A 24791-nucleotide genomic window follows, 5' to 3' on the forward strand; every position below is an offset into this window, starting at 1 on the left:
CACATTGCGCACATGGATGCCACTCTTCGCCCCGCCCACCCCGTCTTCTGCACGGTGGTGCCTCCCCACCTCCTCGACCGGATCGCCGGGTCCGAGCACACCCGCCGCGCCGACACCGCCCAGCGGACCCTCGAACACGACGCCGCCCTGCGCACCCGCCGCCGGATCACCACGGTGCGGGGCATCACCCCGGCGCTCGGTGCGCCCGTGTCCGACGAGCCGGAACGGACGGTGTACGACGCCGGGCACCGCACCCGGCTGCCGGGTACGAAGGTGCGCGGCGAGGGCGAGGAGGCCACCGGCGACGCCAGCGTCAACCGCGCGTACGCGGGCCTCGGAGCCACGTACGAACTGTTCCTCAAGGGGTTCGGGCGTCACTCGATCGACGACGCGGGTCTGCCGCTGGACGCGAGCGTCCACTACGGCCAGGACTACGACAACGCCTTCTGGGACGGCCGCCAGATGGTCTTCGGCGACGGGGACGGCGACCTCTTCCTCGACTTCACGGTGTCCGTGGACGTGATCGGGCACGAGCTGACGCACGGCGTCACCCAGTACACGGCCAATCTCGAATACCGGGGCCAGTCGGGTGCGCTGAACGAGTCGATGTCGGACGTGTTCGGCTCCCTCATCAAGCAGTACTCGCTGGGTCAGACGGCCGACCAGGCGGACTGGCTGATCGGCGCCGGCCTGCTCGGGCCCTCCGTCACCGGGGTGGCGCTGCGCTCGATGAAGGCGCCGGGGACGGCGTACGACGACGACGAGCTCGGCAAGGACCCGCAGCCCGCGACGATGGACGGCTACGTCCGCACGCACAGCGACAACGGCGGCGTGCACATCAATTCGGGCATCCCCAACCACGCGTTCTACATCGTGGCGAGCGAACTGGGCGGCAAGGCCTGGGAGCGGGCCGGGCGGATCTGGTACGACACCCTGACCGGCGGCGACCTCGCCCCCGACGCCGACTTCGCCGGCTTCGCCCGGCTCTCCACGGCGGCGGCCGTCGCCCGGTACGGGGAAGGCGGCGCGGAACACCAGGCGATGCAGAAGGCGTGGTCGGCGGTCGGCCTGGGGTAAGAGGGCCGACATGCGGATTCTGGTGGTACGGACGGGCGGCTTCGCGGGAATCGAGCGCCGGGCCGAGGTGGACACCTCGGGCCGGTCGGACGAGGACGAGTTGCGGGCACTGGCGCTGCTGGCGCTGCGGCCCGGTCCGCCGGGGCACGGGGCGGACCGGGTCCGGGACGGGTTCTCGTACCGGATCACGGTGGACGGGCGCACCGTGTCCTGCGCGGAGCCGTACCTGTCGCAGGCCCAGCGGAGCCTGATCACCCGGGTGCTCAAGGAGGGCGCTTAGCGGCGCCGGGCCGGAAATCGGATGACCGGCACCCGCGGCTTTGTTTGGATGACCGGATGACCATCCAAACAATCTTGGCTTCGCTGGAGCAGTACTACGACGCCGTGCCGCGCGCGGGCGGCGCGCGGGCCGAGGACTTCGGTCCGCTGACCCTCTTCGTACAGGAGGGCGACGGCTGGGCGTACTACGCGCGGCCCACGCTCGGCGGCTCCGGGGCCTCGGTCGCGGACGTCGAGCGGGTCCTGGCCCGCCAGCGGGAGCTCAAACTGCCCGAGGCCTTCGAATGGGTGGCCGAAAACAGCCCCTCCCTGCGCGCCTCGGTGGAGGCCGCGGGGCTCCACGTCCACGCCCACCCGCTCATGGTCCTGGACACGGCCGAACCGCTCCCGCCGCAGCCGGAAGGGGCCCGGCTGCTCGGCGCCGACGACCCTCTGCTGGCGGCGGCCGTGACGGTGCCGATGCTCGCCTTCGCGGCCGGGGGGACGGCACTGGGCGAGGCCGGTCCGGCGGAACTCGCAGCGGCGACCGCGGATCCGGCGGTGGAGGTGCGCCGCGCCACGGTCGCGGCGGCGATCGCCTCGGGCCGCACCGTGCTGGCCGCCGCCGAACGGGACGGCGTGGTGCTGTGCTCGGGCCAGTACAACCCGGTCGGCGAGGTGGCCGAGATCGTCGCCGTCGGCACCCTCCCGGCGGCCCGCCGCCAGGGGCTGGCCCTCGCGGTGACGGCGGCACTGGTCACCGAGGCGCTCGCGCGGGGCATCCGTACGGTGTTCCTGTCGGCGGGCGACGAGGACGTGGCCCGGATCTACGGACGGGCCGGCTTCCGCCGGGTCGCAACGGCCCTGATCGCGGAACCCCCGGCGACGGACGGCGCCTGAGCGCCGGCCACGGGGTTTTGCCGGAACGGCAAGGATGTTTGCCCGGCCGCCGCGGCCGGGCGGACCATCGGCGTATCGCGACCGCACGCGTCCACGCATCACGGGAAGAGAGACGCCGATGCCCGAAGAGGCCGAACACACCACGCACGCCGAACGCGCCACGCACGCCGCAGACGCCGCGCACACCGCCATCGAGGGCGGCGAGGACTACTGGGACTCCCGCTACGGCGAGAGCGAGCGCGTGTGGAGCGGCAACGCCAACGCCGTCCTGGTCCGGGAGGCCGAGGGGCTCACCCCCGGTCGCGCCCTGGACCTCGGCTGCGGCGAGGGCGGCGACGCCGTGTGGCTGGCCCGGCAGGGCTGGCGGGTCACCGCGACCGACATCTCCGGCGTCGCGCTGGAACGGGCGCGGAGCCATGCGGAGGATGCCGGGGTCGGCGACCGGGTCGACTGGCAGCGTCACGACTTCGCCGTGTCGTTCCCGGAGGGCGAGTTCGACCTTGTCTCCGCCTGCTTCCTGCACTCCTACGGGGACTTCCCTCGCGAGCGGATCCTGCGCAGGGCCGCCGCGGCCGTCGCCCCGGGCGGCATCCTGCTGATCGTCGGCCACGCGGGCTGGCCGGTCTGGCACGAGCATCCCGACCACCGCGTGCACTTCCCGACCCCGGACGAGGTGGTCGCGGCGCTGGAGCTGCCGGAGGGCAAGTGGGAGGTGCTGCTCGCGGAGGAGCACGAGCGCGTCCAGACCCGCCCCGACGGCCGCCCCGGCACCCGCACCGACAACGCGGTCAAGGTCCTGCGACTGCCGTAGGGGGTGTCTGACGGATCAGAAGCCGAGCTTGCGCAGCTGCTTCGGGTCCCGCTGCCAGTCCTTCGCCACCTTCACGTGCAGGTCGAGGAAGACGGGCGTGCCCAGGAGCGCCTCGATGTGCTTGCGCGACTTCATCCCGACCTCCTTGAGGCGGGAGCCCTTCGGGCCGATGATGATGCCCTTCTGGCTGGGCCGCTCGATGTAGACGTTCGCGTGGATGTCGAGCAGCGGGCGGTCCGCCGGACGGTTCTCCCGGGGGATCATCTCCTCCACGACCACCGCGATCGAGTGCGGGAGCTCGTCTCGCACGCCCTCCAGCGCGGCCTCGCGGATGAGTTCCGCGACCATCACCATCTCGGGTTCGTCGGTGAGGTCGCCCTCCGGGTACAGCGGCGGGCTCTCCGGCAGCAGCGGCGCGATGAGGTCCGCCAGCAGCTGGACCTGGCTGTCGCCGACCGCCGACACCGGGACGATCTCGGCCCACTCGAAGCCGAGCTCCGCGCCCAGCTGGTGGATGGCCAGGAGCTGCTCGGCCAGCTGCTTGGATTCGACCAGGTCGGTCTTGGTCACGATGGCGATCTTCGGGGTCTTCTTGATCCCCGCGAGTTCCTTCGCGATGAACTTGTCGCCGGGGCCGAGCTTCTGGTCGGCCGGCAGGCAGAAGCCGATGACGTCGACCTCGGCCCACGTGGTCCGTACGACGTCGTTGAGGCGCTCGCCGAGCAGGGTGCGCGGCTTGTGCAGGCCGGGGGTGTCGACCAGCACCAGCTGGGCGTCGGGGCGGTGCACGATGCCGCGAACGGTGTGGCGGGTGGTCTGCGGCCGGTTCGAGGTGATCGCGACCTTGGTGCCCACGAGCGCGTTGGTCAGGGTCGACTTGCCCGCGTTGGGGCGGCCGACGAAACAGGCGAAGCCCGCGCGGTGCGGGGCGGTGGGCTCGGGGGAACGATCGCTCATACGGGCCATTCTCCCCGATGCCGCTCCCAGCGCCGACCAGGCCGCGGCCGCGAGGGCCAGAGCGGCGGCCAGAGCGGCCGCGAGCCGGGGGTGGCGCGCGTAGTCGGCGGTGCCTTCGGCGCTCGCTCCGCCGTCGCGGGCCCGCACGGTCAGCCGGGCCCACTGCAAGGCGGGCGGATCGGCCCACCGGCCGCGCAGGCGCACCTCCTGGCCGGGCAGGAGTTCCGCCGGCGGACCGTCGAGCGGGCGGGCCGGCAGGCCGCGGCCGGCCGTGCCGGTGGCGGTGAGGGTGGCGCGGGGCCGGAGGGTGACGTTGCCGAGGTTGCTGAGGGTGTACGTGATCTCCGCGCCGTTGCCGTGGGCGCGGACCCGGACGTCGCGGACGGCGAGCGCGGGGGCGGCGGGTCCGGTGACCCGGAGGTAGAGGCGGGCGGCGACGGCCTGCCGCACGCCCAGGCCGGGGGTGGGGGTTGTGGCGGGCTCGTCCTCCAGGGCGACGACGGCGCCGGGGTGGTCCCCGGGCTCGGCCCGCTCGGGGACGGTCACGGTGAGGGCGACGCTCACCGAGCCCCGGGCCGGGACGGTCACCCGGTCGCGGGCGAGTCCGGTCCAGGCGGCGGTGGCACGGCGCGGTTCGTCGGGGCCGCGCACGGCGAAGCCGCCGTCGCGGGCGGTGTTGTAGGCGTCGGCGGCGTAGAGGCGGAAGGTGCGGGGCCGGTCGGTGCGGTTGGTGACGGTGACGGCGTCCCGGACGGCCGTTCCGGGGGCGGCGGCGAGGTAGAAGTACGGGCGCTGCCCGACGGCGTTGGCGGCGGGCAGTACGGACCACTCCCCGTTGTCGGCGCCCCACGCCGTCCCGGCGGTCCCCGGCAGCAGCGCCCCGAGCAGGGCCAGGGCGCCGAGCCCCCGCCGCGCGGCGGCGCCGTTCACGACAGGGTCAGCGTCAGGACCGCCGTGTACGCCCCGGGCGGGGTGTACGGCGGTACCCGCAGCCGCACGCCCGCGTCGACGGTGAACGTGCCGCCCACCACCGCCGCGTCGGGGGTCGAGGCCAGGACGGCGCCCTCGGCGCCCACCGCTCCGGGGCTGCCGGCCGCGCACCGGCTCGGGCTGCCCGCAGCCGCCATGCAGGACGGCGTCCACGACAGGGAGGCCCCGGGGATGCGTACGCCGCCCGGCCCCGTGAAATCGGTGACCTTGCCGACCAGCGACCACCCCGCGGGCCCGCCCCGGGCGTCCGTGACGGTGACGGCGGCGATCCGGCCGGGCGCCGTGCCCCCGTCGCCGTACGGGACGCCGCCCAGGGTCACGGAATCCCCGGCCTGGGTCATCGCCAGCGCGCCCGGCTCCACCACCGCCGTCACCTTCTGGGCCCCGGCCGGCCCGGCGACGGCGCCGATGACCGTGTACGCCGCGACGCCCGAGCCCCGCTGCGCCGACCACCCGGTGCCCTCGTAGGCCACCACGCCCGTCGTCGCCCTGTCCCTGACGGGCAGCTCCGCCCGGACCGTCCCCGTCGCGTCGGCCGTGGCGGCCACCCGGTCGGCGGTCTCGGCGGCTCCCGCGCGGCCCGCCACGGTGACGGCCGCGCCCGGGACGAAGCCGACGCCCGTGACCGCGACCGCCGCGCCGGGATTGCCGTAGGCCGAGCGCAGCGCGAGGGTGCGCAGGTTCGCCGTCGGAAGCGGGGTGGCGGTCAGGCGCTCCGATACGGGCGCGGGCGCGGCCGGGGCGCAGACGGTGTCCAGGTCGCCCAGGTGCCGGGTGTGCAGGGTGTACCCGCCGGGGGCGAGCGTGATCACGCCGGGCGCGGTGACGGTGAAGGTGCCGGTCATGGTCACCCCGGGCAGCTTCTCCCCCGCCGCTACGGGGTCGTTGCGCTGGGCGCCGACGACGGTGACCTCACCCTGCTGCGCGCCCCCGAGCACGACCCGCCCGGTCGGGGTGAGCACGTCGGCGGGGAGCACGCCGGGGACGGGGTTCGCGGCCGGGGTCGAGGCCAGCTGGTAGGTCACCGTGACGGTGTCGCCGGCCTTCGGCGCCGGGTCGTCGACGGTGATCCGGGCCGTGGTCGGCCCCTCGGCAGGCGGCAGCCCGGCTTCCTGCGGCGGCAGGCAGTGCGTGGGGAACTCCACCCGTCCCGGGGGCGTTCCCTCTTCGGCGGCGGCCGGCGCGCCCAGCGCTCCCCCGGTGACGGCCGCGAGGACGGCCAGGCCGACGAGCGCCGCCGCGCCTCTTGTGCTGCGCGCCCCTGTCCGCACTGCCCGCCCCCTGGGTTGCCTGCGACCTGGGGGCCATTCAGGGGCGGCGGGCGGGAGAAGTCAAGGCGCGGATGCCACCTCGCCTGATGGGCCATCAGGTGATGGCGGGGAGTCCGCGACCGCCCGGAAGGTCCTGCGGTACGCCGTCGGACTCACCCCCAGTGCAGCCCGTACGTGCTTGCGCAACGACTGCGCCGCCCCGAACCCGGCCTCGCGCGCCACCTGTTCCATCGGAAGCTCCGTCCGCTCCAGCAACCGCCGGGCCCGCTCCACCCGTTGCGCCACGATCCATTCGCCGGGGCTGACCCCGGCCTCCTCGCGGAACCGGCGCGTGAACGTCCGTACCGATACGGCTTCCTGCCGGGCCAGGTCGCTCAGCCGGATCGGCTCGTGCAGCCGGTCCAGCACCCAGGCCCGTGCGGCGGTGGTGCTGGCCAGCTGCGGCTCGGGCACCGGGCGCTCGATGAACTGGGCCTGCCCGCCGTCCCGGTGGGGCGGCACCACCGTCCGCCGGGCCACCTCGTTGGCGACGGCGGCGCCGTGGTCGCGGCGCACGATGTGCAGGCACAGGTCGATGCCGGCGGCGACCCCGGCGGAGGTGAGCACGTCCCCGTCGTCGGTGTAGAGCACGTCGGGGTCGACGAGCACCCGGGGGAACAGCTGCTGGAAGTGGGCGGCGGAGGCCCAGTGCGTCGTGGCGCGGCGACCGTCGAGGTACCCGGCGGCGGCCAGTACGTAGCCGCCCGTGCAGATGGAGACGAGCCGGGTGCCGGGCCGGACGTGGGACAGGGCGGCGGCGAGTGCGTCCGTCAGCCTGCCGTGTTCGTACACCGGCCCGAGCTCGTACGAAGCCGGCACCACGACCGTGTCGGCCGTGGCGAGCAGCTCCGGGCCGTGCCCGACGTGGATCGCGAAGTCGGCGTCGGTGGGCACCTGCCCGGCGGACAGGCCGCAGGTGAGGATCTCGTACAGCGGCCGCCCGGCGGGATCCTTGGCCCGGCCGAAGATCCGGTGCGGGATGCCGAGCTCGAAGGGCAGCAATCCGGCGAGGGCCAGGACGACGACCCGGTGCGTGCGGGACTCCATGGCCCGATCGTACCGAAGCATGTCGGTCAGGCCACTGTCGTCGGGGTCACCGCGGGCCGGAAGCTGTCCCCGTGACCCAGACAGCACCCGCGCCCGCCCCCGTCCTCACGCCCCGGCCGCCCGGACGCGTCCACCGCGCCTGGTTCGTCGCGGCCGTCGCCTTCGTGACGATCGTCGGCGCCGCCGCGTTCGCCTCCCTGCCCGGACTGCTCATCGAACCGCTGCACGAGGAGTTCGACTGGTCGCGCGGCACCATCGGCTTCGCCGTCTCCGTCAACCTCGCCCTGTACGGGCTCACCGCGCCGTTCGCGGCCGCGCTGATGGACCGCTTCGGCATCCGCCGGGTCGTGGCGCTGGCCCTGCTCGTCATATCCGGCGGGGCGCTCGCCACCGTCTGGATGACCGCGGCCTGGCAACTGGTCCTGCTGTGGGGCGTGCTGGTCGGCCTGGGCAGCGGCTCGATGGCCATGGCGTTCGCCGCGACCGTGACCAACCGCTGGTTCACCGCCCGCCGGGGGCTCGTCACCGGGATCCTGACCGCGGCCGGGGCCTCCGGGCAGCTGCTCTTCCTGCCGCTGCTGTCCTGGCTGGTGGAACGGCACGGCTGGCGGCCGGGCGCGGTGACGGTGTCGCTGGCCGCGGTGGTCGTGGTGCCGTTCGTCTGGCTGCTGCTGCGCGACCACCCCGCCGACGTGGGGCTCGCACCGTACGGGGGCACCTACGCGGCCAAGCCCGAGCCGGTGCGGGGTTCGGCGGGGCGGGCGGTGTCGGTGCTGTTCAAGGCGGCCCGGACCGGTCCCTTCTGGCTCCTGGCGGGCACCTTCGCGATCTGCGGCGCCTCCACGAACGGGCTGGTGCGGACCCACTTCGTGCCCGCGGCCCACGACCACGGCATGCCGGTGACGGCGGCGGCGGGGCTGCTGGCGGTGGTCGGCGTGTTCGACGTGGTCGGCACGATCGCCTCCGGCTGGTTCACCGACCGCTTCGCGGCGCGGCGCCTGCTGGCCGTGTACTACGCCCTGCGCGGGGTCTCGCTCCTGTTCCTGCCGATGCTGATGGCGCCGTACGTGCATCCGCCGATGGTGTTCTTCATCGTCTTCTACGGCCTGGACTGGGTCGCGACCGTCCCGCCGACCATCGCGCTGTGCCGGGAGCAGTACGGGGAGGACAGCGCCATCGTCTTCGGCTGGGTCCTGGCCTCGCACCAGGTCGGCGCGGCCCTGGTGGCCTTCCTGGCCGGGCTGGCCCGAGACGCCTTCGGCTCGTACGACCTCGTCTGGTACGCGGCGGGCGCCCTCTGCGCGGTGGCCGCCCTGATGTCCATGACCATCCGCCGCCGCCCTTCCGCCACCCCGGCCCCGGCCTGACGCAGCACCGCCCGCCCGGGCCCCACACCGCCGCAGGCGCCGGGGCCGGCCCGGCCCGTCCGCGCCGAACGGGCGGGGGCGTCAGCCGGCCGGGGTGGTGGACTTGAGGGTGCCGTCCGGGGTGGCCAGGAGGACCGGGGTGTCCGGGCCGCCGAGGTCGCGGACCGCCGCGCGGTCCGCGTCGGCCGGGGCGTCGGCCGCGCTCACCACGGCGGCGGCCTCCAGGGACTGGGCCCCGCTCGCCACCGCCATCGCGACCGCCGTCTGGAGGGCGCTGAGCTTGAGGGAGTCCAGCTCCACCGTCCCGGCCACGTACGTGCGGCCCGTCTCGTCGCGCACCGCCGCCCCCTCCGGCACCCCGTTACGGGCCCGGGCGCTGCGCGCCAGCGTGATGATCTTGCTGTCCTCGGGGTCGATCCCGGTGTTCTCGCTCATGGTCGAAAGCATAAGGACCGCCCCCGCCCGAGCCACCCGCACCCACCCTCAGGGCCGGTCCAGCCGCAGCCGCTCCGCCCTCGGCAGCCCGGCGACGACCAGGTCGTAGGAATCCTCCACCAGCTCCCGCACCAGCTCGTCCGGCAGCCCGCCGACCGTCACCGTGTTCCAGTGCCGCTTGTTCATGTGCCAGCCCGGCACGATCGCCTCGTGCTCCGCCCGCAGCCGCACCGCAGCCTCCGGCTCGCACTTGAGGTTGACCTTCAACGGTTCCGCGTCCAGCGCCGTCAGCGCGAACACCTTCCCCAGCACCTTGAACACCGACGTCTCGGGCGTGAACGGGAACTCTTCCACCGCCGCGTTGAAGCCCAGGCAGAACGCGCGCAGCTGCGCCGGCGTCACGGCGAATCCCCCGCGTCCTCGTCGGACTCCTCCACCACCGGCTCCACCAGCACCGTGACGATCTTGTTCCGGCGCCCGGCCGGCGATTCGGCCGTCAGCCGCAGCGGCCGCCCGTCGGGCAGCTCCACCACCGCCGACGCACCCGCGATCGGGACCCTGCCCAGCGCCTTGGCGAGCAGCCCCCCGACCGTCTCCACGTCCTCGTCGTCGAACGCCTCGACCTTGAACAGTTCCCCGAGGTCGGTGATGTCCAGCCGCGCGGTGACCCGGTACCGGTCGTCGCCCAGCTCCTCCACCGGCGGCAGTTCGCGGTCGTACTCGTCCGTGATCTCGCCGACGATCTCCTCCAGGATGTCCTCGATCGTCACGATGCCCGCCGTGCCGCCGTACTCGTCGATGACGACGGCCACGTGGTTGCGTACGGACTGCATCTCGCGCAGCAGGTCGCCGGCGTTCTTGGTGTCGGGTACGAAGACGGCCGGACGTATCGCCGTCGAGACGAGGTCGTTCTCCGCCTCCCGGCTGATGTGCGTCTTGCGGACGAGGTCCTTCAAGTAGACGATCCCGACGATGTCGTCCTCGTTCTCCCCGGTCACCGGGATGCGCGAGAAGCCCGAGCGCAGCGCGAGCGTCGTCGCCTGGCGCACCGTCTTGTACCGCTCGATGCACACCAGGTCGGTGCGGGGCACCATCACCTCGCGCACGAGGGTGTCGCCGAGTTCGAAGACCTGGTGCACCATCCGGCGCTCGTCGTCCTCGATCAGCGATTCCGCCTCCGCCAGGTCCACCATCGCCCGCAGCTCCGCCTCGGAGGCGAACGGTCCCTTGCGGAAGCCCTTGCCCGGGGTGAGCGCGTTGCCGAGGAGGATCAGCAGCTGCGGGACCGGCCCCATGATCCGCGCGAGCGGCACGAGTACGTACGCGGCCGCGGTCGCCGTGTTCAGCGGGTGCTGGCGGCCGATGGTGCGCGGGGAGACCCCGACCGCCACGTACGAGACCAGCACCATCACGGCGATGGCCACGAGCAGCGCGGTCCAGGTCTCGCCGAACTCGTTCAGGCACACGTACGTGACGAGCACGCCCGCCGCCATCTCGCAGGTGACCCGGACCAGCAGCGCCACGTTGACGTAGCGGGTCGGGTCCCCGGTGACCTGCGCCAGCTTGGCGCTGCCGCGCCGGCCCTCCCGTACGGCCTGGGCGGCGCGGAAGCTGGAGACGCGGGCGATACCGGACTCCGCGCAGGCCGCGAACCAGGCCACGACGACCAGCAGCACCGCGCCGCTGATCAGCTGCGGTGCGCCGATCACGAGACGGTGGGGGCCGGGGACGGGCCGGTCAGGCCCCGCTCACCGCGCCAGCCGTCGACGATGGCCGCCTGCAAACCGAACATCTCGGCCTTCTCGTCGGGCTCCTCGTGGTCGTACCCGAGCAGGTGCAGCACCCCGTGGACCGTCAGGAGCTGGAGCTCCTCGTCCATGGAGTGCCGCGTCGGCGCTTCCTCGCCCTGCCGTTTGGCCACCTCGGGGCAGAGCACGATGTCGCCGAGGAGCCCCTGCGGGGGCTCCTCGTCGTCCTTCGCCGGGGGGCGCAGCTCGTCCATCGGGAAGGACATGACGTCGGTGGGTCCGGGCAGGTCCATCCACTGGATGTGGAGCTGCTCCATCGCCTCCTCGTCGACGACGATGACGGACAGCTCGGACAGCGGGTGGATCCGCATCCGGGTGAGCGCGTAGCGGGCGATGTCGAGGACCGCCTGCTCGTCGACCTCGATCCCGGACTCGTTGTTGACGTCGATCGACATGGTGCGCTGAGTTCTACTTCCGCTGGTAGCCGTTCCGGGACTGCGGGGAGTCCTGGCTGTCGTCGTACTTCTCGTACGCGTCGACGATACGGCCGACCAGCTTGTGCCGGACGACATCCTCGGAGGTGAGCCGCGAGAAGTGGATGTCCGGCACCCCGTCGAGGATCTCCTGCACCTGTCGCAGGCCGCTCTTGGCCCCGCCCGGCAGGTCGATCTGCGTGACGTCACCCGTGACGACGATCTTGGAATCGAACCCGAGCCGGGTCAGGAACATCTTCATCTGCTCGGCGGTCGTGTTCTGCGCCTCGTCCAGTACGACGAAAGCATCATTGAGGGTGCGGCCGCGCATGTAGGCGAGCGGCGCGACCTCGATGGTGCCGGCGGCCATCAGGCGGGGGATCGAGTCCGGGTCGAGCATGTCGTGCAGGGCGTCGTAGAGCGGGCGCAGGTACGGGTCGATCTTGTCGAACAGGGTGCCCGGCAGGAAGCCGAGGCGTTCGCCCGCCTCGACGGCGGGTCGGGTCAGGATGATCCGGCTGACCTGCTTGGACTGCAGGGCCTGGACCGCCTTGGCCATGGCGAGGTAGGTCTTGCCGGTGCCGGCGGGGCCGATGCCGAAGACGATGGTGTTCTTGTCGATGGCGTCGACGTAGCGCTTCTGGTTGAGCGTCTTGGGACGGATGGTCCGCCCGCGGCTGGAGAGGATGTTCTGGGTGAGCACCTCTGCGGGGGTCTCGTCGTGGCCGCCTTCGCCGCCGCCCGCCTTGCCGTTCGCCTTGAGCATGGCGATCGAGCGTTCCACTGCGTCCTCCGTCATCGACTGCCCGGTGCGGAGCACCAGCATCATCTCGTCGAACAGGCGCTGGATCAGGGCGACTTCCACCGCATCGCCGACCGCGCTGACCTGATTGCCCCGAACATGGATGTCGGCCTTCGGGAAGGCATTCTCGATGACGCGCAGCAGGGCGTCACCAGAGCCCAGCACGGTCACCATCGGGTGCGTGGCCGGTACGGTGAAGTGGGCTCGCGCCTGCCCCGGCGCTGGGGTACGGGCTGTCGGTGTCTGAGTCATGGGCCGGCACTGTGGCCTGCGCATACCTCCTACTGAGGGGTCGCGCCGATCGTCGACCTCCGGACTACCAAGGGTACGACTCCCCGGCGCCATCCCCGAGGGCTTTTCCGGGCCGTGCGTTCCTGCTCCCGGCCGCGGCCAGTGCCGTGACCGGAAAGGTCCACCGGGTCGCGACGCCCGGCACGGCACTAGAAGGTGGGCCGGAAGCCGATCGTGGGGACGGCGCGGCGGCGGGGGCCGGGCGGCGCGCCCGGGGGGACCAGGGTGTCCAGGAAGGCGTACCGGTCACGCAGGTCCGCCGGGGCGGCACGCCACCAGTGGGAGACCTCCGGCCAGCCCGGGGCCGACAGGGAGCCGCCGAACTCCTGCACCGACAGGGCGGCCGTGAGCCCGGCGAAGGCCAGCCGGTCCGCGAGGGGCCAGCCCGCCAGGGTGCCCGTGACGAAGCCGGCCACGAACACGTCGCCGGCTCCCGTGGGGTCCAGGGCGTCCACGGTGATCCCGGGGACCTCCGCCGTCTCCCCCGTGCGGCCGTCCACCGCGCAGGAGCCGTCCGCGCCCATGGTCACCACCGCCACCGGCACCTTCTCCGCCAGCGCCCGGGCGGCCGCGCGGGGGCAGTCGGTGCGGGTGTAGCGCATGGCTTCGCCCGCGTTCGGCAGGAAGGCCTCACAGTGCTCCAGGTCCGCCAGGGCCCCGAGGTCCCAGCGGCCGCTCTCGTCCCACCCCACGTCGGCGAAGACCCGCGAACCCTGCCGGGCCGCCTGGGCGATCCACTCCTCGCCGCCGCCCGGGCCCAGGGAGGCCACGGCCGCCCGGGTGCGCGGCGGGCACTGCGGGAACCGGCCGGGGCCCGCCGGGAGGGGGGCCTCGTGACCGTGGGAGACCATCGTGCGCTCGCCCTCGTAGGCCATGGAGACGGTGACGGGGCTGTGCCAGCCGGGGATCCTGCGGGACATGGACAGGTCGATGCCCTCGCCCTGTTCCAGCGCGTCCCAGCAGTACTCGCCGTAGTGGTCGTCGCCGAAGGCCGCGGCGAGCGAGGTGCGCAGGCCGAGCCGGGCCAGCGCGGCGGCCATGTTGGCGACTCCGCCGGGGCTGGAGCCCATGCCGCGCGCCCAGGACTCCGTGCCGCGGACGGGGGCGGAGTCGAGGCCCGTGAAGATGATGTCGAGGAAGACGGTGCCGGTGAGGAAGACGTCGCAGCCCGGTTCGTGGGGGTCGCGCACCGGACCGAGCGGGTCCAGTCTCGCTCCGGGGCTGGTACGGCTTTCCCGAGTGGTCACGGTGCTCTCCCCGTTTCGTGCGTGTGCGGCCGAGGTGGACGGTTCGTGCCCGCGCCCGGGCTTGCGGCGGGCAGTCCCCGCCGGTGCCCGGACGCGGACGAACCACGACCCAGTGTGACGTACATCACCACACGAGCGCTCGGATCCGGCCGGTTCCGCGGACCCGGGCCCCCGCTAGGCGCGCTTGGGCAGGGGGACCCGTACGAGGTCCGCGGCGATCGTCAGCTCGCCCTCGAAGCCGGCCGCCCGCGCCTGCCGCTCGAACTCGCCGGGGTCGGTGTAGCGCTGCGAGAAGTGCGTCAGCACCAGGTGACGGACCCCCGCCTCCCTGGCCACCCGGGCCGCCTGTCCGGCGGTGAGGTGGCCGTGGTCGGTGGCCAGCGACACGTCCTCGTCGAGGAACGTCGACTCGATCACGAGCATGTCGCACCCCTCGGCGAGCGCGTCCACGCCCGCGCACAGCCGGGTGTCCATCACGAAGGCGAAACGCTGCCCCCGCCGGTGCTCGCTGACCTCGTCCAGGGTGACGCCGCCCAGGCTCCCCTCGCGCTGGAGCCGGCCCACGTCCGGCCCCTTGATCCCGTGCCGCGCCAGCAGCTCCGGCACCATCCGGCGCCCGTCGGGCTCGGTGATCCGGTAGCCGAAGGACTCCACGGGGTGCGAGAGCCGCCGGGCCTCCAGGGTGTAGGGGGCCGCCTGCGCCAGCGTCCCGTCCCCGGCCACCGGCTCCTCGCGCAGCCGCACCGTCTCCCGGTAGGCGGTGGCGTACCGGAGCCGGTCGAAGAACTTCTGCCCGGAGGCCGGGTAATGCGCGGTGACGGGGTGCGGGACCTGGTCGAGGTTGATGCGCTGGATCACCCCGGCGAGGCCGAGGCTGTGGTCACCGTGGAAGTGGGTGACGCAGATCCGGTTGATGTCGTGCGCGGCGACCCCGGCGCGCAGCATCTGGCGCTGGGTGCCCTCGCCCGGGTCGAAGAGGATGCCCTCGCCGTCCCAGCGCAGCAGGTAGCCGTTGTGGTTACGGGCCCGGGTGGGGACCTGACTGGCGGTCCCGAGGACCACGAACTCGCGTACGGACACCGCTTATCCGGGGGGCCACTGGAGGCCGCGGCCGCCGAGGACGTGCGCGTGGGCGTGCCAGACGGTCTGGCCGGCGCCCGCTCCGGTGTTGAACACGATCCGGTAGCCGTGGTCGGCGATTCCCTCGTCGGCGGCGATCTGCCCTGCCTCGCGGAGCACGTCGGCGGCGATCGCCGGCTCGGCGGCGGCCAGGGACGCGGCGTCGGGGTAGTGCGCCTTGGGGATGACCAGGACGTGCGTGGGTGCCTGCGGGTTTATGTCCCGGAAGGCGACGGTCGTCTCGGACTCGCGGACGATCGTCGCCGGGATCTTCCCGTCCACGATCTTGCAGAACAGGCAGTCCGCCTGCGGTTCCCCGGCCATTGCTGCGCCTCTCGTGACGTTGATCGGTCGGGGCATCGTAACCGGCGACATGATCCTCCGGCTCATGACCTGCTCGATCCCGTCGGGGGCGCGGCCTCAGGACCAGCGGCCCGTCCGAGCCAGCAGGACCGCCGTCGCGGCCGTACCGGCGGTGGAGGTGCGCAGGACCGAGGGGCCCAGGCGGTACGGGTGCGCCCCGGCCGCCGCGAAGGCGGCGAGTTCCTCCGGCGAGACCCCGCCCTCCGGGCCGACCACCAGCACGATGGAGCCCGCGGTCGGCAGTTCGGCGGTGGCCAGCGCGCCCGAGGGGGTGTCGCGGTCCTCGTGCAGGACCACGGCGAGGTCGGCTTCGGCGAGGAGCGCCGCGACCTGCTTCGTGGACAGGGCTTCCGCGACTTCCGGGAACCGCACCCGCCGGGACTGCTTGCCGGCCTCCCGGGCGGTGGCCCGCCACTTGGCCAGGGACTTGGCGCCCCGCTCGCCGCGCCACTGGGTGATGCAGCGCGAGGCCTGCCAGGGGACGATGGCGTCCACACCGGTCTCCGTCATGGTCTCGACGGCGAGTTCGCCCCGGTCGCCCTTGGGCAGGGCCTGTACGACGGTGATCCGGACGTCCGGTTGCGGCTCCTCCTCGATGGAGTTCAGGTCCATGAGGACGAGGCGGTCCTTGCCCTCGGCTGCCTTGACGACGCCCTGCGCCCAGTGGCCGCGCCCGTCGGTGAGGACCACGTCCTCGCCGGGGTTCAGCCGTTTCACGGAGACCGCGTGGCGGCCTTCCGGGCCGTCGAGCACGAACTCCGGCCCCGCGGGGACCTCCTCGACCACGAACACCGGGGCCGTCATGACGCTCTCCTCATCTGCATGACCTTCAACGCACTCTGTGTCTCGACGAGTTCCGCCGCGAGCACCTCCACCAGTTCCCCCGCCGGCAGCGCCCGCGCCAGCCGGTGCCCCTGCCCCGCCCACAGCGCCATGCCCTGCGGGTCCCCGGCGGCGGCCGCCGCCTTGCGCAGCCCCGAGGTCAGGTGGTGGACCTGCGGGTACGCCGCCGGGGCGTACGGGCCGTGCTCGCGCATGAAGCGGTTGACCAGGCTCCGGGCGGGCCTGCCGGAGAAGGCCCGGGTGAGTTCGGTGTGCGGGAACAGCGGGTTCGTCAGCGCCCGCTTGTGCAGGGGGTCGGCGCCGGACTCCGGGCAGGGCAGGAAGGCGGTGCCGAGCTGAGCGGCCGCCGCGCCCGCGGCGAGCAGCGCCGCGATCTGCGCGCCGCGCATCACCCCGCCCGCCGCGATGACCGGCAGCGCCACCGCCTCCCGTACCGCCGTGACGAGCACGAGCAGGCCGACGCCCGCCGTGCCGTCGTTCTCCGGGTCGTCGCGGTGGGTGCCCTGGTGGCCGCCCGCTTCGAGGCCCTGGACGCAGACCGCGTCGGCACCCGCGGCCTCGGCGGTGCGGGCCTCCTCGACACCGGTCACGGTGACGACGGTGTACGTACCCGCCTCACGCAGCCGGGTCAGGACGGCCGCCGGGGGGCAGCCGAAGGTGAAGGACACCACCGGGACGGGGTCGTCGAGCAGGATGGCGAGTTTGGCGTCGTAGCCGTCGTCGCAGGTGCCGACGATGTCGTCCGCCGCCAGGGACACCCCGTACCAGGTCGCCTCGCCGGCCAGCTGCCCCCGGTAGGTCTCGACGGCCGCGGGGTCGACGTAGCCGGTCTGCGGCATGAACAGGTTGACGCCGAAGGGGCGCCGGGTGAGCGCGCGCAGCCGCTTGATCTCCTGGTACATCCCGTCGGCGGTCTTGTAGCCGCCGGCCAGGAAACCGAGTCCGCCCGCGTCGCACACGGCGGCGGCGAGCGGCGGACAGGAGGCACCGCCCGCCATGGGGGCCTGCACGATCGGGTACGGGGAGAGACCGTTCGGCGCGGTGGACATGCCCTGCATCGTGCCACGTCCCGCGCACCGGGCCGAATCACGGCATTCGCCTGGCATAGTCCGCTTCCCGGCGGGCGCCCGGGAACGCCGCGAGCCCGGCCGGGGGGTTCCCCGGGCCGGGCTCGTACGAGGTGCCGCAGGCCGGTCAGCGGCCGTTGAACGCGTCCTTGAGGCGGCTGAACAGGCCCTGCTGGCCCGGCGCGAACTGGCCCATCGGCCGCTCCTCGCCGCGCAGCTTCGCCAGCTGGCGCAGCAGGTCCTCCTGCTGGGCGTCCAGCTTGCCCGGGGTGGTGACCTCGACGTGAACGATCAGGTCGCCCCGGCCGCCGCCGCGCAGGTGCGTGACCCCGCGGCCGTGCAGCGGGATCGCCTGGCCGGATCCGGTGCCGGGCCGGATGTCGATCTCCTCCAGCCCGTCCAGCGTCTCCAGCGGGCATTTGGTGCCCAGGGCCGCCGCCGTCATGGGGATGGTGACCGTGCAGTGCAGGTCGTCCCCGCGCCGCTGGAAGGTCGGGTGCGCCAGCTCGTGGATCTCCACGTACAGGTCGCCGGCGGGGCCGCCGCCGGGGCCGACCTCGCCCTCGCCCGCCAGCTGGATCCGGGTGCCGTTCTCGACACCGGCCGGGATCTTGACGGTGAGGCTGCGGCGGGAGCGCACCCGGCCGTCGCCCGCGCACTCGGGACACGGGGTGGGGACGACGGTGCCGAAGCCCTGGCACTGCGGGCAGGGCCGCGAGGTCATGACCTGACCCAGGAACGACCGGGTGACCTGCGAGACCTCGCCGCGGCCGCGGCACATGTCGCACGTCTGCGCGGAGGTGCCGGGGGCGGCGCCCTCACCGGAGCAGGTGGTGCAGACGACGGCCGTGTCGACCTGGATGTCCTTGGTGGTCCCGAAGGCCGCCTCGTCCAGTTCCAGGTCCAGACGGATCATGGCGTCCTGGCCCCGGCGGGTGCGCGAGCGCGGTCCGCGCTGCGAGGCCTGGCCGAAGAAGGCGTCCATGATGTCGGAGAAGTTGCCGAAGCCGCCCGCCCCGAAGCCGCCCGCGCCGCCGCCACCGCCCGAGGAGGACAGCGGGTCGCCGCCGAGGTCGTAGACCTGCTTCTTCTGCGGGTCCGAGAGGACCTCGTAGGCCGCGTTGATCTCCTTGAAGCGCTCCTGCGTCTTCGGGTCCGGATTCACGTCCGGGTGGAGTTCGCGCGCCAGGCGACGGAAGGCCTTCTTGATCTCGTCCTGCGATGCGTCGCGGCGCACGCCGAGAACGGCGTAGTAGTCCGTGGCCACTTACGACTCCGCCAGGATCTGTCCGACGTAACGTGCCACTGCGCGTACCGCTCCCATCGTTCCGGGGTAGTCCATGCGGGTCGGTCCGACCACGCCGAGTTTGGCGACTGCTTCGCCGCCCGAACCGTAGCCGACCGAGACGACGGACGTGGAGTTCAGTCCCTCGTAGGCATTCTCATGCCCGATCTTCACGGCGACCCCCGACTCACTCGCCTCGCCCAGCAGCTTGAGGAGCACGACCTGCTCCTCCAGCGCTTCCAGCACCGGCCTGATCGTCAGGGGGAAATCATGTCCGAAGCGCGTGAGGTTGGCGGTACCGCCGATCATCAGCCGTTCCTCCGCCTCCTCCACCAGCGTCTCCCGCAGGGTCGCGAGGACGGCCTTGACCGTCGCCCGGTCCTCGGCCTCGAAGGACTCCGGAAGGTCCTGCACGAGCGGCGGCACGTCGGTGAAACGACGGCCGACGACCCGGCTGTTGAGGCGCGCCCGCAGGTCGGCGAGCGACGTCTCCGCGAAAGGGGTCTGGCAGTCGACGAGCCGCTGCTCGACCCGCCCGGTGTCCGTGATCAGTACGAGCATCAGGCGCGCGGGCGCCAGGGAGAGCAGCTCCACGTGCCGGACGGTGGAGCGGGTCAGGCTCGGGTACTGGACGACGGCGACCTGCCGGGTGAGCTGCGCGAGCAGCCGCACGGTGCGCCCCACGACGTCGTCGAGGTCGACGGCTCCGTCGAGGAAGTTCTGGATGGCCCGTCGCTCGGGCGTCGACAGCGGTTTGACCCCCGCCAGCTTGTCGACGAAGAGCCGGTAGCCCTTGTCCGTGGGGATGCGTCCGGCGCTGGTGTGGGGCTGGGCGATGTAGCCCTCCTCCTCCAGCAAGGCCATGTCGTTGCGGACCGTCGCCGGGGAGACGCCGAGCCGGTGGCGCTCGGTGAGCGCCTTGGAGCCGACCGGCTCCTCCGTCCCCACGTAGTCCTGGACGATGGCGCGCAACACTTCGAGCCTGCGTTCGCTGAGCACTCGTGCACACCTCCAGTGCGGTGGGTCGTCGCTGCGGTCGTTTTCGGCCGGCCCGGGACGGGCCGCTGGCACTCTGCGCATCCGAGTGCCAGAGATCCCCCGGTCAGTGTACGGCCGGGTGGTACGCCGCGGGCAAGGGCGGCCCGCCAGGGTAGCGTCCCCGCATGGACGTGCGTTGGGAAGAGGCGGGCTGGGAACGGCTGACCGGGCGGGCCGGAAGGCGCCGACTGCCGGTGTGGGACTGCACGGTGGGGCTGGTGGTGGGGGACGAGTCGGTACTCCTGATCGACCCCGGCTCCTGCGTCCGCGAGGGCGTCGGGCTGCGGGCGCAGGCGGAGCGACTGACCGGCCGGCACGTGACCCATATCGCATTCACGCACGGACATTTCGACCACGTGCTGGGTGGCTCCGCCTTCCCGGAGGCCGATTTCTACGGTGCGGTCGGGCTGGACACGCACCTCGCGCTGGACCGGGACGGCCTACGGGAGGACGCGGTCCGGCAGGGACTGGAGCCGGCGGAGGCCGCCGAAGCGGCACGGGCGCTTCCGCTGCCCCGGCACCTGGTGTCGGGCGAGTGGACGCTGGAGCTGGGCGGGGTCCAGGTGCTGCTGGCCAACGTCGGGCCGGGGCATACGCGGCACGACCTGGCGGTCTTCGTACCGGACGAGCGGGAGGTCGTCTTCTGCGGGGACCTGGTGGAGGAATCGGGCGAACCCCAGGCGGGCCCGGACGCGGTCCCGGCGCAGTGGCCGGCCGCGCTGGACCGGCTGCTCTCGCTGGGCGGGGACGACGCGCTGTACGTGCCGGGTCACGGAGCGGTGGTCGACGCGGGCTTCGTGCGTGAGCAACGCGCCACACTGGCGGGCCGGTTCGGCGTGTCGGGCGCGTGAGGGCGGGCTCTCTCGTACCGTCGGCCGGATGCGCGAGTACTCCCCCGATCTGACCCCGCAGTGGAAGCGCCCGAAGGCCGTGCCGGAGGTGGCGGCCGACCCGGGCCTGGTGGTGGAGGTGGCGGGCACCGACTTCTGCGGCGCGGTGGTGGCCTGCGAGGCGGGCACGGTGACCCTGGAGGACCGCTTCGGCAAGCGCCGCGCGTTCCCGCTGGAGCCGCGCGGGTTCCTGCTGGACGGCGCGGTGGTCACGCTGACCCGCCCGGCCCGCGCGGCCGCGGTGCCCACGCGTACCGCGTCGGGCTCGGTGGCCGTCCCCGGGGCGCGGGCGCGGGTGGCGCGGGCGGGGCGGATCTACGTCGAGGGCCGTCACGACGCGGAGCTGGTGGAGCGGGTGTGGGGCGACGACCTGCGGATCGAGGGGGTGGTCGTGGAGTACCTGGAGGGCATCGACGACCTCCCCGCCATCGTGGCGGACTTCGGCCCGGCGCCGGACGCCCGTCTGGGCGTGCTGGTCGACCACCTGGTGCCGGGTTCGAAGGAATCCCGCATCGCGGCGTCGGTGACGTCCCCGCACGTCCTGGTGGTGGGCCACCCGTACGTGGACGTCTGGCAGGCGGTGAAACCGTCGGCCCTGGGCATCCCGGCCTGGCCGGTGATCCCCCCGGGCCAGGACTGGAAGACGGGCATCTGCCGCGCCCTGGGCTGGCCCCCGAACACGGGAGCGGCCTGGCAGCACATCCTGTCCCGCGTCACGTCCTACAAGGACCTCGACCCCACCCTCCTGGGTGCGGTGGAACACCTCATCGACCACGTGACGGCCCCCGCCGGCGCCTGAGACACGGCCGCCCGGGCAACCCAGCCCCGCCGACGTCTGAGGCGCGGGGTCCGGGCAACTCAGCCCCGCCGGCGATTGAGGCGCGGGCCCGGGCAACCCAGCCCCGCCGGCGATCGAGGCGCGGGGTCCGGGCAACCCAGCCCCGCCGGCGATCGAGGCGCGGGGTCCGGGCAACCCAGCCCCGCCGGCGATCGAGGCGCGGGGTCCGGGGCGGAGCCCCGGAGAGCCCGGCGCAGCCGGGGCCGCGCAGCGGGGCGGCGCCGCACCCGGCAACCCCGCACCCGGCCGGCCGCACCCGGCCGGCCGCCCCCGGCCGGCCGCCCGCGTCAGTCCACCAGGTCCCGGACCACGGCGTCGGCCAGCAACCGCCCCCGCAGCGTCAGCACCGCCCGCCCCGCCCCGTACGGCCCCGCCTCCAGCAGCCCGTCCGCCAGCGCCCGCCGCGACGCCGCCAGCCCCGCCTCCGCGAGCAGCGACAACGGCACTCCGTCCACCAGCCGCAGCTCCAGCAGGATCCGCTCCACCCGCCGGTCCTCCTCCGACAGGAGCTCCCGCCCGGCCCCTGGGGAACGGCCCGCGGCCAGCGCGGCCGCGTAGGCCCCGGGATGCTTCACGTTCCACCACCGCACCCCGCCCACGTGCGAGTGCGCCCCCGGCCCCGCCCCCCACCAGTCCGCGCCGCGCCAGTACAGCTCGTTGTGCAGGCACCGCCCGGCCTCGGAGGTGGCCCAGTTCGACACCTCGTACCAGTGGTACCCGGCCTCCGCCATCACCGCGTCCGCGATCAGGTACCGGTCGGCGTGCACGTCGTCGTCCGTCATCGGGACCTCGCCGCGCCGGATCCGCCGCGCCAGCTGCGTGCCCTCCTCCACGATCAGCGCGTACGCGCTGATGTGGTCCGGACCGGCCCCGAGCGCCGCGGACAGCGACGCCCGCCAGTCCTCGTCCGTCTCCCCGGGCGTGCCGTAGATCAGGTCCAGGTTCACGTGCTCGAACCCCGCTGCCCGCGCCTCGGCGACGCACGCCTCCGGCCGCCCGGGGGTGTGCGTGCGGTCCAGCACCTTGAGGACGTGCTGCTTCGCGCTCTGCATGCCGAAGGAGACCCGGTTGAACCCGCCCGCCCGCAGCTCCGCGAGGTACTCGGGGTCGACCGACTCCGGGTTGGCCTCCGTCGTGATCTCCGCGTCCGGTGCCAGACCGAATTCGTCCCGGATCGCCGCGAGCATCCGTACGAGGTCGGCGGCCGGCAGCAGGGTCGGCGTACCGCCGCCCACGAACACGGTCCGCACGGCCCTCGGGTCGTCCCCGAGCACCTTCCGGGCCAGGCGCACCTCGTCGATCAGGGTGTCGGCGTAGTTCTCCCGGGAGGCGAGCACGCCTCCGGTGCCCCGCAGCTCGGTGGCCGTGTAGGTGTTGAAGTCGCAGTAGCCGCAGCGCGTGGCGCAGTACGGGACGTGCAGGTAGAACCCGAGCGGCCGGTCCCCGGCAGCCGCCAGGGCGTGCGCCGGCAGGGAGCCGTCTTCGGGCATGGGGTCACCGTCGGGCAGTGCGGAAGGCATGGGCCCATTGTCCCGCACTGCCCCAAGGTCGTTTACGCCTCGTTGGCCCCGGCGTACATCTCGTCGATGAGGTGCTTGAACTCGCGCTCGACGACGGGACGCTTGAGTTTCAGGCTGGGGGTGAGGTCGCCGTGCTCGACGTCCAGGTCGCGCGGCAGCAGCCGGAACTGCTTGATCGTCTGCCAGCGCTGGAGGCCCTCGTTCAGGGTCTGTACGTACGTCTCGATCAGCCGGTTGGTCTCGGGCGCGGCCGCGACCTCGGCGTACGTCTTGCCCTCCAGGCCGTGCTCGGCCGCCCAGGCCAGGATCGCCGGGCCGTCGAGCGCGATCAGCGCCGAGCAGAAGTTCCGGTCCGCGCCGTGCACGACGATGCTGGAGACGTACGGGCAGATCGCCTTGAACCGGCCCTCGACCTCCGCCGGGGCCACGTATTTGCCGCCCGAGGTCTTGATCAGGTCCTTCTTGCGGTCGGTGATGCGCAGGTAGCCGTCGGGCGAGAGCTCCCCGATGTCGCCCGTGTGCAGCCAGCCGTCCGCTTCCAGCACCTCGGCGGTCTTGTCGGGCAGCCGGTGGTAGCCCTGCATGATGCCGGGGCTGCGCAGCAGGATCTCGCCGTCGTCGGCGATGCGGACCTCGGTGCCGGGGAGCGGCTTGCCGACGGTGCCGGTGCGGTAGGCCTCGCCGGGGTTGACGAAGGACGCGGCGCTGGACTCGGTGAGTCCGTAGCCCTCCAGGATGTGGATGCCGGCGCCGGCGAAGAAGTAGCCGATGTCGGGTGCGAGTGCGGCGGAGCCGGAGACGGCGGCGCGCAGCTTGCCGCCGAAGGCCTCGCGGAGCTTGGAGTAGACGAGCGCGTCGGCGACCTTGTGCTTGGCGGCGAGGCCGAGGGGAACCTTCGTGCTTCCGGTGCGCCGGTGGTTGTCCTGGCTGGTCCTGGCGTACTCGCGGGCGACCTCGGCGGCCCACTTGAAGACCTTGTACTTGGCGCCGCCCGCGGCCCGGGCCTTGCCGGCGGCACCGTTGTAGACCTTCTCGAAGATGCGCGGGACGGCCGCCATGTAGGTCGGCTGCACCACCGGCAGGTTTTCGATGATCTTGTCGATGCGGCCGTCGACGGCGGTGACGTGCCCGACCTCGATCTGGCCGGAGGTGAGCACCTTGCCGAAGACGTGGGCCAGCGGCAGCCACAGGTACTGCACGTCGTCCGCGTTGATCATGCCGGTGGCCACGGTCGCCTTGGCCATGTACGACCAGTTGTCGTGGGGCAGGCGCACGCCCTTGGGGCGGCCGGTGGTGCCGGAGGTGTAGATCAGCGTGGCGAGCTGGTCCGCGGTGATGGACGCGATCCGCTCCTTGACCGCCTCGGGGCGCTTGGCGAGGTACTCCTTGCCGCGCGCCTCCAGGGCGTCGAGGGAGAGGACCCAGCCCTCGGGGTCGCCTTCCGCCTCCAGCGCGTCCTCGGCGTCCAGGACGACGACGTGGGCGAGGCGGGGCAGGTCGGCGCGGTGCGCGCGCGCCTTGGCGAGCTGCTTGGCGTCCTCGGCGATCAGGACCCGGCTCTCGGAGTCGGCCAGGATGAACGCCGACTCCTCCGCGTTGGTGCTGGGGTAGATGGTGGTGGTCGCGGCGCCGGCGCACATCACGCCGAGGTCGGCGAGGATCCACTCGACGCGGGTGTTGGAGGCGAGCGCGACCCGGTCCTCGGAGCCGAGGCCGAGGTCGGCGAGGCCGGCGGCAATGGCGAACACCCGGTCGGCGGCCTGGCCCCAGCTGAGCGACTTCCAGTCGTCGGGCCCGCCGTCGGCGGAGGCGACCGGGTACCGGTAGGCCTCCCCGTCCGGCGTGGCGGCGACACGCTCCAGGAAGAGGGCCGCCACGGTGGGCGGGCGGTTCTCGATCAAGGTCTGTGTGTCGCTCACGACATCCTCCGGACCGGTCCACGCGGCAGCGTGGGCGTGGGGCGCTTGGGGCTGGCGGGGTGGGGACCTGCGCACGTGCTGTTGGCGAGTTTGTGACTGGCGAGTAACCATCGAGCAGTGATCAGACTAAAGGCCGCCCGGCCCGCGCGTAAGAGGCGGCGAGCGGCCGCTTCATAACGAAACGGGCCCACATGCG

General features: G+C 73.3%; 24 protein-coding genes. 7 read left to right on the forward strand and 17 right to left on the reverse strand.

All coding sequences use genetic code 11. The features are described 5' to 3' along the window. Window positions 1–12: 12 nt before the first annotated feature. The 4 genes from IE207_RS03090 (at window position 13) to IE207_RS03105 (ending at window position 3046) form a co-directional block, all read left to right on the forward strand. Window positions 13–1077, forward strand: coding sequence for a M4 family metallopeptidase (locus IE207_RS03090; RefSeq protein ID WP_190182411.1), 1065 nt, complete (start codon window positions 13–15; stop codon window positions 1075–1077). Between the two features lie 10 nt (window positions 1078–1087). After that, window positions 1088–1357, forward strand: a complete 270-nt coding sequence (locus IE207_RS03095; protein ID WP_190182412.1) for a protealysin inhibitor emfourin — start codon at window positions 1088–1090, stop codon at window positions 1355–1357. A 56-nt stretch (window positions 1358–1413) separates the two neighbouring features. Continuing rightward, window positions 1414–2235 (forward strand): GNAT family N-acetyltransferase, encoded by an 822-nt coding sequence (locus IE207_RS03100; protein WP_190182413.1) that lies wholly within the window; start codon window positions 1414–1416, stop codon window positions 2233–2235. A 118-nt stretch (window positions 2236–2353) separates the two neighbouring features. Then, on the forward strand, window positions 2354–3046 hold the full coding sequence (locus tag IE207_RS03105; RefSeq protein WP_190182414.1) for a class I SAM-dependent methyltransferase: 693 nt from the start codon (window positions 2354–2356) through the stop codon (window positions 3044–3046). 15 nt (window positions 3047–3061) lie between these two features. On the opposite strand, the gene era is transcribed toward IE207_RS03105, so the two are convergent. From era to IE207_RS03120, 3 genes are all read right to left on the reverse strand, one after another. Next, complete coding sequence (gene era / locus IE207_RS32930) at window positions 3062–4012, reverse strand: GTPase Era (protein ID WP_229873350.1); 951 nt, start codon at window positions 4010–4012, stop codon at window positions 3062–3064. Window positions 4013–4929: 917 nt separating this feature from the next. Next, entirely contained in the window at window positions 4930–6264 is a 1335-nt protein-coding gene (locus IE207_RS03115; protein WP_229873276.1) for a WxL domain-containing protein, read from the reverse strand. Window positions 6265–6324: 60 nt separating this feature from the next. Beyond that, complete coding sequence (locus tag IE207_RS03120; protein WP_229873277.1) at window positions 6325–7350, reverse strand: GlxA family transcriptional regulator; 1026 nt, start codon at window positions 7348–7350, stop codon at window positions 6325–6327. Window positions 7351–7421: 71 nt separating this feature from the next. On the opposite strand from IE207_RS03120, the gene IE207_RS03125 reads away from it, so the two are divergent. Beyond that, entirely contained in the window at window positions 7422–8717 is a 1296-nt protein-coding gene (locus tag IE207_RS03125) for an MFS transporter (protein WP_190182417.1), read from the forward strand. Between the two features lie 81 nt (window positions 8718–8798). On the opposite strand, the gene IE207_RS03130 is transcribed toward IE207_RS03125, so the two are convergent. The 12 genes from IE207_RS03130 to hrcA all read right to left on the reverse strand — a co-directional run bounded on the left by IE207_RS03130 (window position 8799) and on the right by hrcA (window position 19389). After that, complete coding sequence (locus IE207_RS03130) at window positions 8799–9152, reverse strand: cytidine deaminase-like protein (RefSeq protein WP_190182418.1); 354 nt, start codon at window positions 9150–9152, stop codon at window positions 8799–8801. 48 nt (window positions 9153–9200) lie between these two features. After that, entirely contained in the window at window positions 9201–9554 is a 354-nt protein-coding gene (locus IE207_RS03135) for an MmcQ/YjbR family DNA-binding protein (protein WP_190182419.1), read from the reverse strand. Then, the gene (locus tag IE207_RS03140) at window positions 9551–10861 is read right to left on the reverse strand and encodes a hemolysin family protein (protein WP_373304658.1); all 1311 of its coding nucleotides are present in this window, start codon (window positions 10859–10861) and stop codon (window positions 9551–9553) included. Before IE207_RS03140 ends, IE207_RS03135 begins: the two co-directional genes overlap by 4 nt. Continuing rightward, window positions 10858–11355 (reverse strand): rRNA maturation RNase YbeY, encoded by a 498-nt coding sequence (gene ybeY / locus IE207_RS03145; protein ID WP_136215662.1) that lies wholly within the window; start codon window positions 11353–11355, stop codon window positions 10858–10860. Before ybeY ends, IE207_RS03140 begins: the two co-directional genes overlap by 4 nt. Window positions 11356–11368: 13 nt before the next feature. Continuing rightward, window positions 11369–12427: a PhoH family protein gene (locus tag IE207_RS03150; protein WP_190182420.1), complete on the reverse strand. Its 1059-nt coding sequence runs from the start codon at window positions 12425–12427 to the stop codon at window positions 11369–11371. A gap of 188 nt (window positions 12428–12615) precedes the next feature. Then, entirely contained in the window at window positions 12616–13713 is a 1098-nt protein-coding gene (locus IE207_RS03155) for a carbohydrate kinase family protein (protein WP_190182421.1), read from the reverse strand. Between the two features lie 174 nt (window positions 13714–13887). After that, window positions 13888–14793, reverse strand: coding sequence for a ribonuclease Z (locus IE207_RS03160; RefSeq protein ID WP_190182422.1), 906 nt, complete (start codon window positions 14791–14793; stop codon window positions 13888–13890). A 3-nt stretch (window positions 14794–14796) separates the two neighbouring features. Then, complete coding sequence (locus tag IE207_RS03165) at window positions 14797–15156, reverse strand: histidine triad nucleotide-binding protein (protein WP_190182423.1); 360 nt, start codon at window positions 15154–15156, stop codon at window positions 14797–14799. Window positions 15157–15252: 96 nt separating this feature from the next. Next, window positions 15253–15999 carry a 16S rRNA (uracil(1498)-N(3))-methyltransferase gene (locus IE207_RS03170; protein ID WP_190182424.1) on the reverse strand — a complete coding sequence of 249 codons (747 nt, stop codon included), beginning with the start codon at window positions 15997–15999 and terminating at the stop codon, window positions 15253–15255. After that, complete coding sequence (locus tag IE207_RS03175) at window positions 15996–17087, reverse strand: nitronate monooxygenase (RefSeq protein WP_190182425.1); 1092 nt, start codon at window positions 17085–17087, stop codon at window positions 15996–15998. The genes IE207_RS03170 and IE207_RS03175 overlap by 4 nt, the downstream gene beginning before the upstream one ends. Before the next feature lie 145 nt (window positions 17088–17232). Continuing rightward, complete coding sequence (gene dnaJ, locus IE207_RS03180) at window positions 17233–18372, reverse strand: molecular chaperone DnaJ (protein WP_190182426.1); 1140 nt, start codon at window positions 18370–18372, stop codon at window positions 17233–17235. After that, window positions 18373–19389, reverse strand: a complete 1017-nt coding sequence (gene hrcA, locus IE207_RS03185) for a heat-inducible transcriptional repressor HrcA (protein WP_190182427.1) — start codon at window positions 19387–19389, stop codon at window positions 18373–18375. 164 nt (window positions 19390–19553) lie between these two features. On the opposite strand from hrcA, the gene IE207_RS03190 reads away from it, so the two are divergent. Together IE207_RS03190 and IE207_RS03195 are read left to right on the forward strand one after the other, a co-directional pair. Then, window positions 19554–20279, forward strand: a complete 726-nt coding sequence (locus IE207_RS03190; RefSeq protein WP_190182428.1) for an MBL fold metallo-hydrolase — start codon at window positions 19554–19556, stop codon at window positions 20277–20279. Window positions 20280–20307: 28 nt separating this feature from the next. After that, complete coding sequence (locus tag IE207_RS03195) at window positions 20308–21117, forward strand: DUF3097 domain-containing protein (protein ID WP_190182429.1); 810 nt, start codon at window positions 20308–20310, stop codon at window positions 21115–21117. 326 nt (window positions 21118–21443) lie between these two features. Here the strand turns inward: IE207_RS03195 and hemW are convergent, their stop codons facing one another. Together hemW and IE207_RS03205 are read right to left on the reverse strand one after the other, a co-directional pair. After that, window positions 21444–22676 carry a radical SAM family heme chaperone HemW gene (gene hemW, locus IE207_RS03200; protein ID WP_190182430.1) on the reverse strand — a complete coding sequence of 411 codons (1233 nt, stop codon included), beginning with the start codon at window positions 22674–22676 and terminating at the stop codon, window positions 21444–21446. Between the two features lie 32 nt (window positions 22677–22708). After that, window positions 22709–24595 (reverse strand): AMP-dependent synthetase/ligase, encoded by a 1887-nt coding sequence (locus IE207_RS03205; RefSeq protein ID WP_190182431.1) that lies wholly within the window; start codon window positions 24593–24595, stop codon window positions 22709–22711. Window positions 24596–24791: the final 196 nt, after the last annotated feature.

It is taken from the genome of Streptomyces cirratus (genome assembly GCF_014650775.1).
Classification (GTDB): domain Bacteria; phylum Actinomycetota; class Actinomycetes; order Streptomycetales; family Streptomycetaceae; genus Streptomyces; species Streptomyces cirratus.

Excerpts from the sequence above, each read along its gene's own strand:
- IE207_RS03130 (WP_190182418.1), bottom strand. The coding sequence starts at position 9,152 with ATGAGCGAGAACACCGGGATCGACCCCGAGGACAGCAAGATCATCACG.
- IE207_RS03165 (WP_190182423.1), bottom strand. The coding sequence starts at position 15,156 with ATGGCCGGGGAACCGCAGGCGGACTGCCTGTTCTGCAAGATCGTGGAC.
- IE207_RS03150 (WP_190182420.1), bottom strand. The coding sequence starts at position 12,427 with ATGACTCAGACACCGACAGCCCGTACCCCAGCGCCGGGGCAGGCGCGA.
- IE207_RS03195 (WP_190182429.1), top strand. The coding sequence starts at position 20,308 with ATGCGCGAGTACTCCCCCGATCTGACCCCGCAGTGGAAGCGCCCGAAG.
- IE207_RS03190 (WP_190182428.1), top strand. The coding sequence starts at position 19,554 with ATGGACGTGCGTTGGGAAGAGGCGGGCTGGGAACGGCTGACCGGGCGG.
- IE207_RS03170 (WP_190182424.1), bottom strand. The coding sequence starts at position 15,999 with ATGACGGCCCCGGTGTTCGTGGTCGAGGAGGTCCCCGCGGGGCCGGAG.
- era (WP_229873350.1), bottom strand. The coding sequence starts at position 4,012 with ATGGCCCGTATGAGCGATCGTTCCCCCGAGCCCACCGCCCCGCACCGC.
- IE207_RS03175 (WP_190182425.1), bottom strand. The coding sequence starts at position 17,087 with ATGTCCACCGCGCCGAACGGTCTCTCCCCGTACCCGATCGTGCAGGCC.
- hemW (WP_190182430.1), bottom strand. The coding sequence starts at position 22,676 with ATGCCTTCCGCACTGCCCGACGGTGACCCCATGCCCGAAGACGGCTCC.
- IE207_RS03100 (WP_190182413.1), top strand. The coding sequence starts at position 1,414 with ATGACCATCCAAACAATCTTGGCTTCGCTGGAGCAGTACTACGACGCC.
- IE207_RS03105 (WP_190182414.1), top strand. The coding sequence starts at position 2,354 with ATGCCCGAAGAGGCCGAACACACCACGCACGCCGAACGCGCCACGCAC.
- IE207_RS03095 (WP_190182412.1), top strand. The coding sequence starts at position 1,088 with ATGCGGATTCTGGTGGTACGGACGGGCGGCTTCGCGGGAATCGAGCGC.
- ybeY (WP_136215662.1), bottom strand. The coding sequence starts at position 11,355 with ATGTCGATCGACGTCAACAACGAGTCCGGGATCGAGGTCGACGAGCAG.
- IE207_RS03120 (WP_229873277.1), bottom strand. The coding sequence starts at position 7,350 with ATGGAGTCCCGCACGCACCGGGTCGTCGTCCTGGCCCTCGCCGGATTG.
- IE207_RS03090 (WP_190182411.1), top strand. The coding sequence starts at position 13 with ATGGATGCCACTCTTCGCCCCGCCCACCCCGTCTTCTGCACGGTGGTG.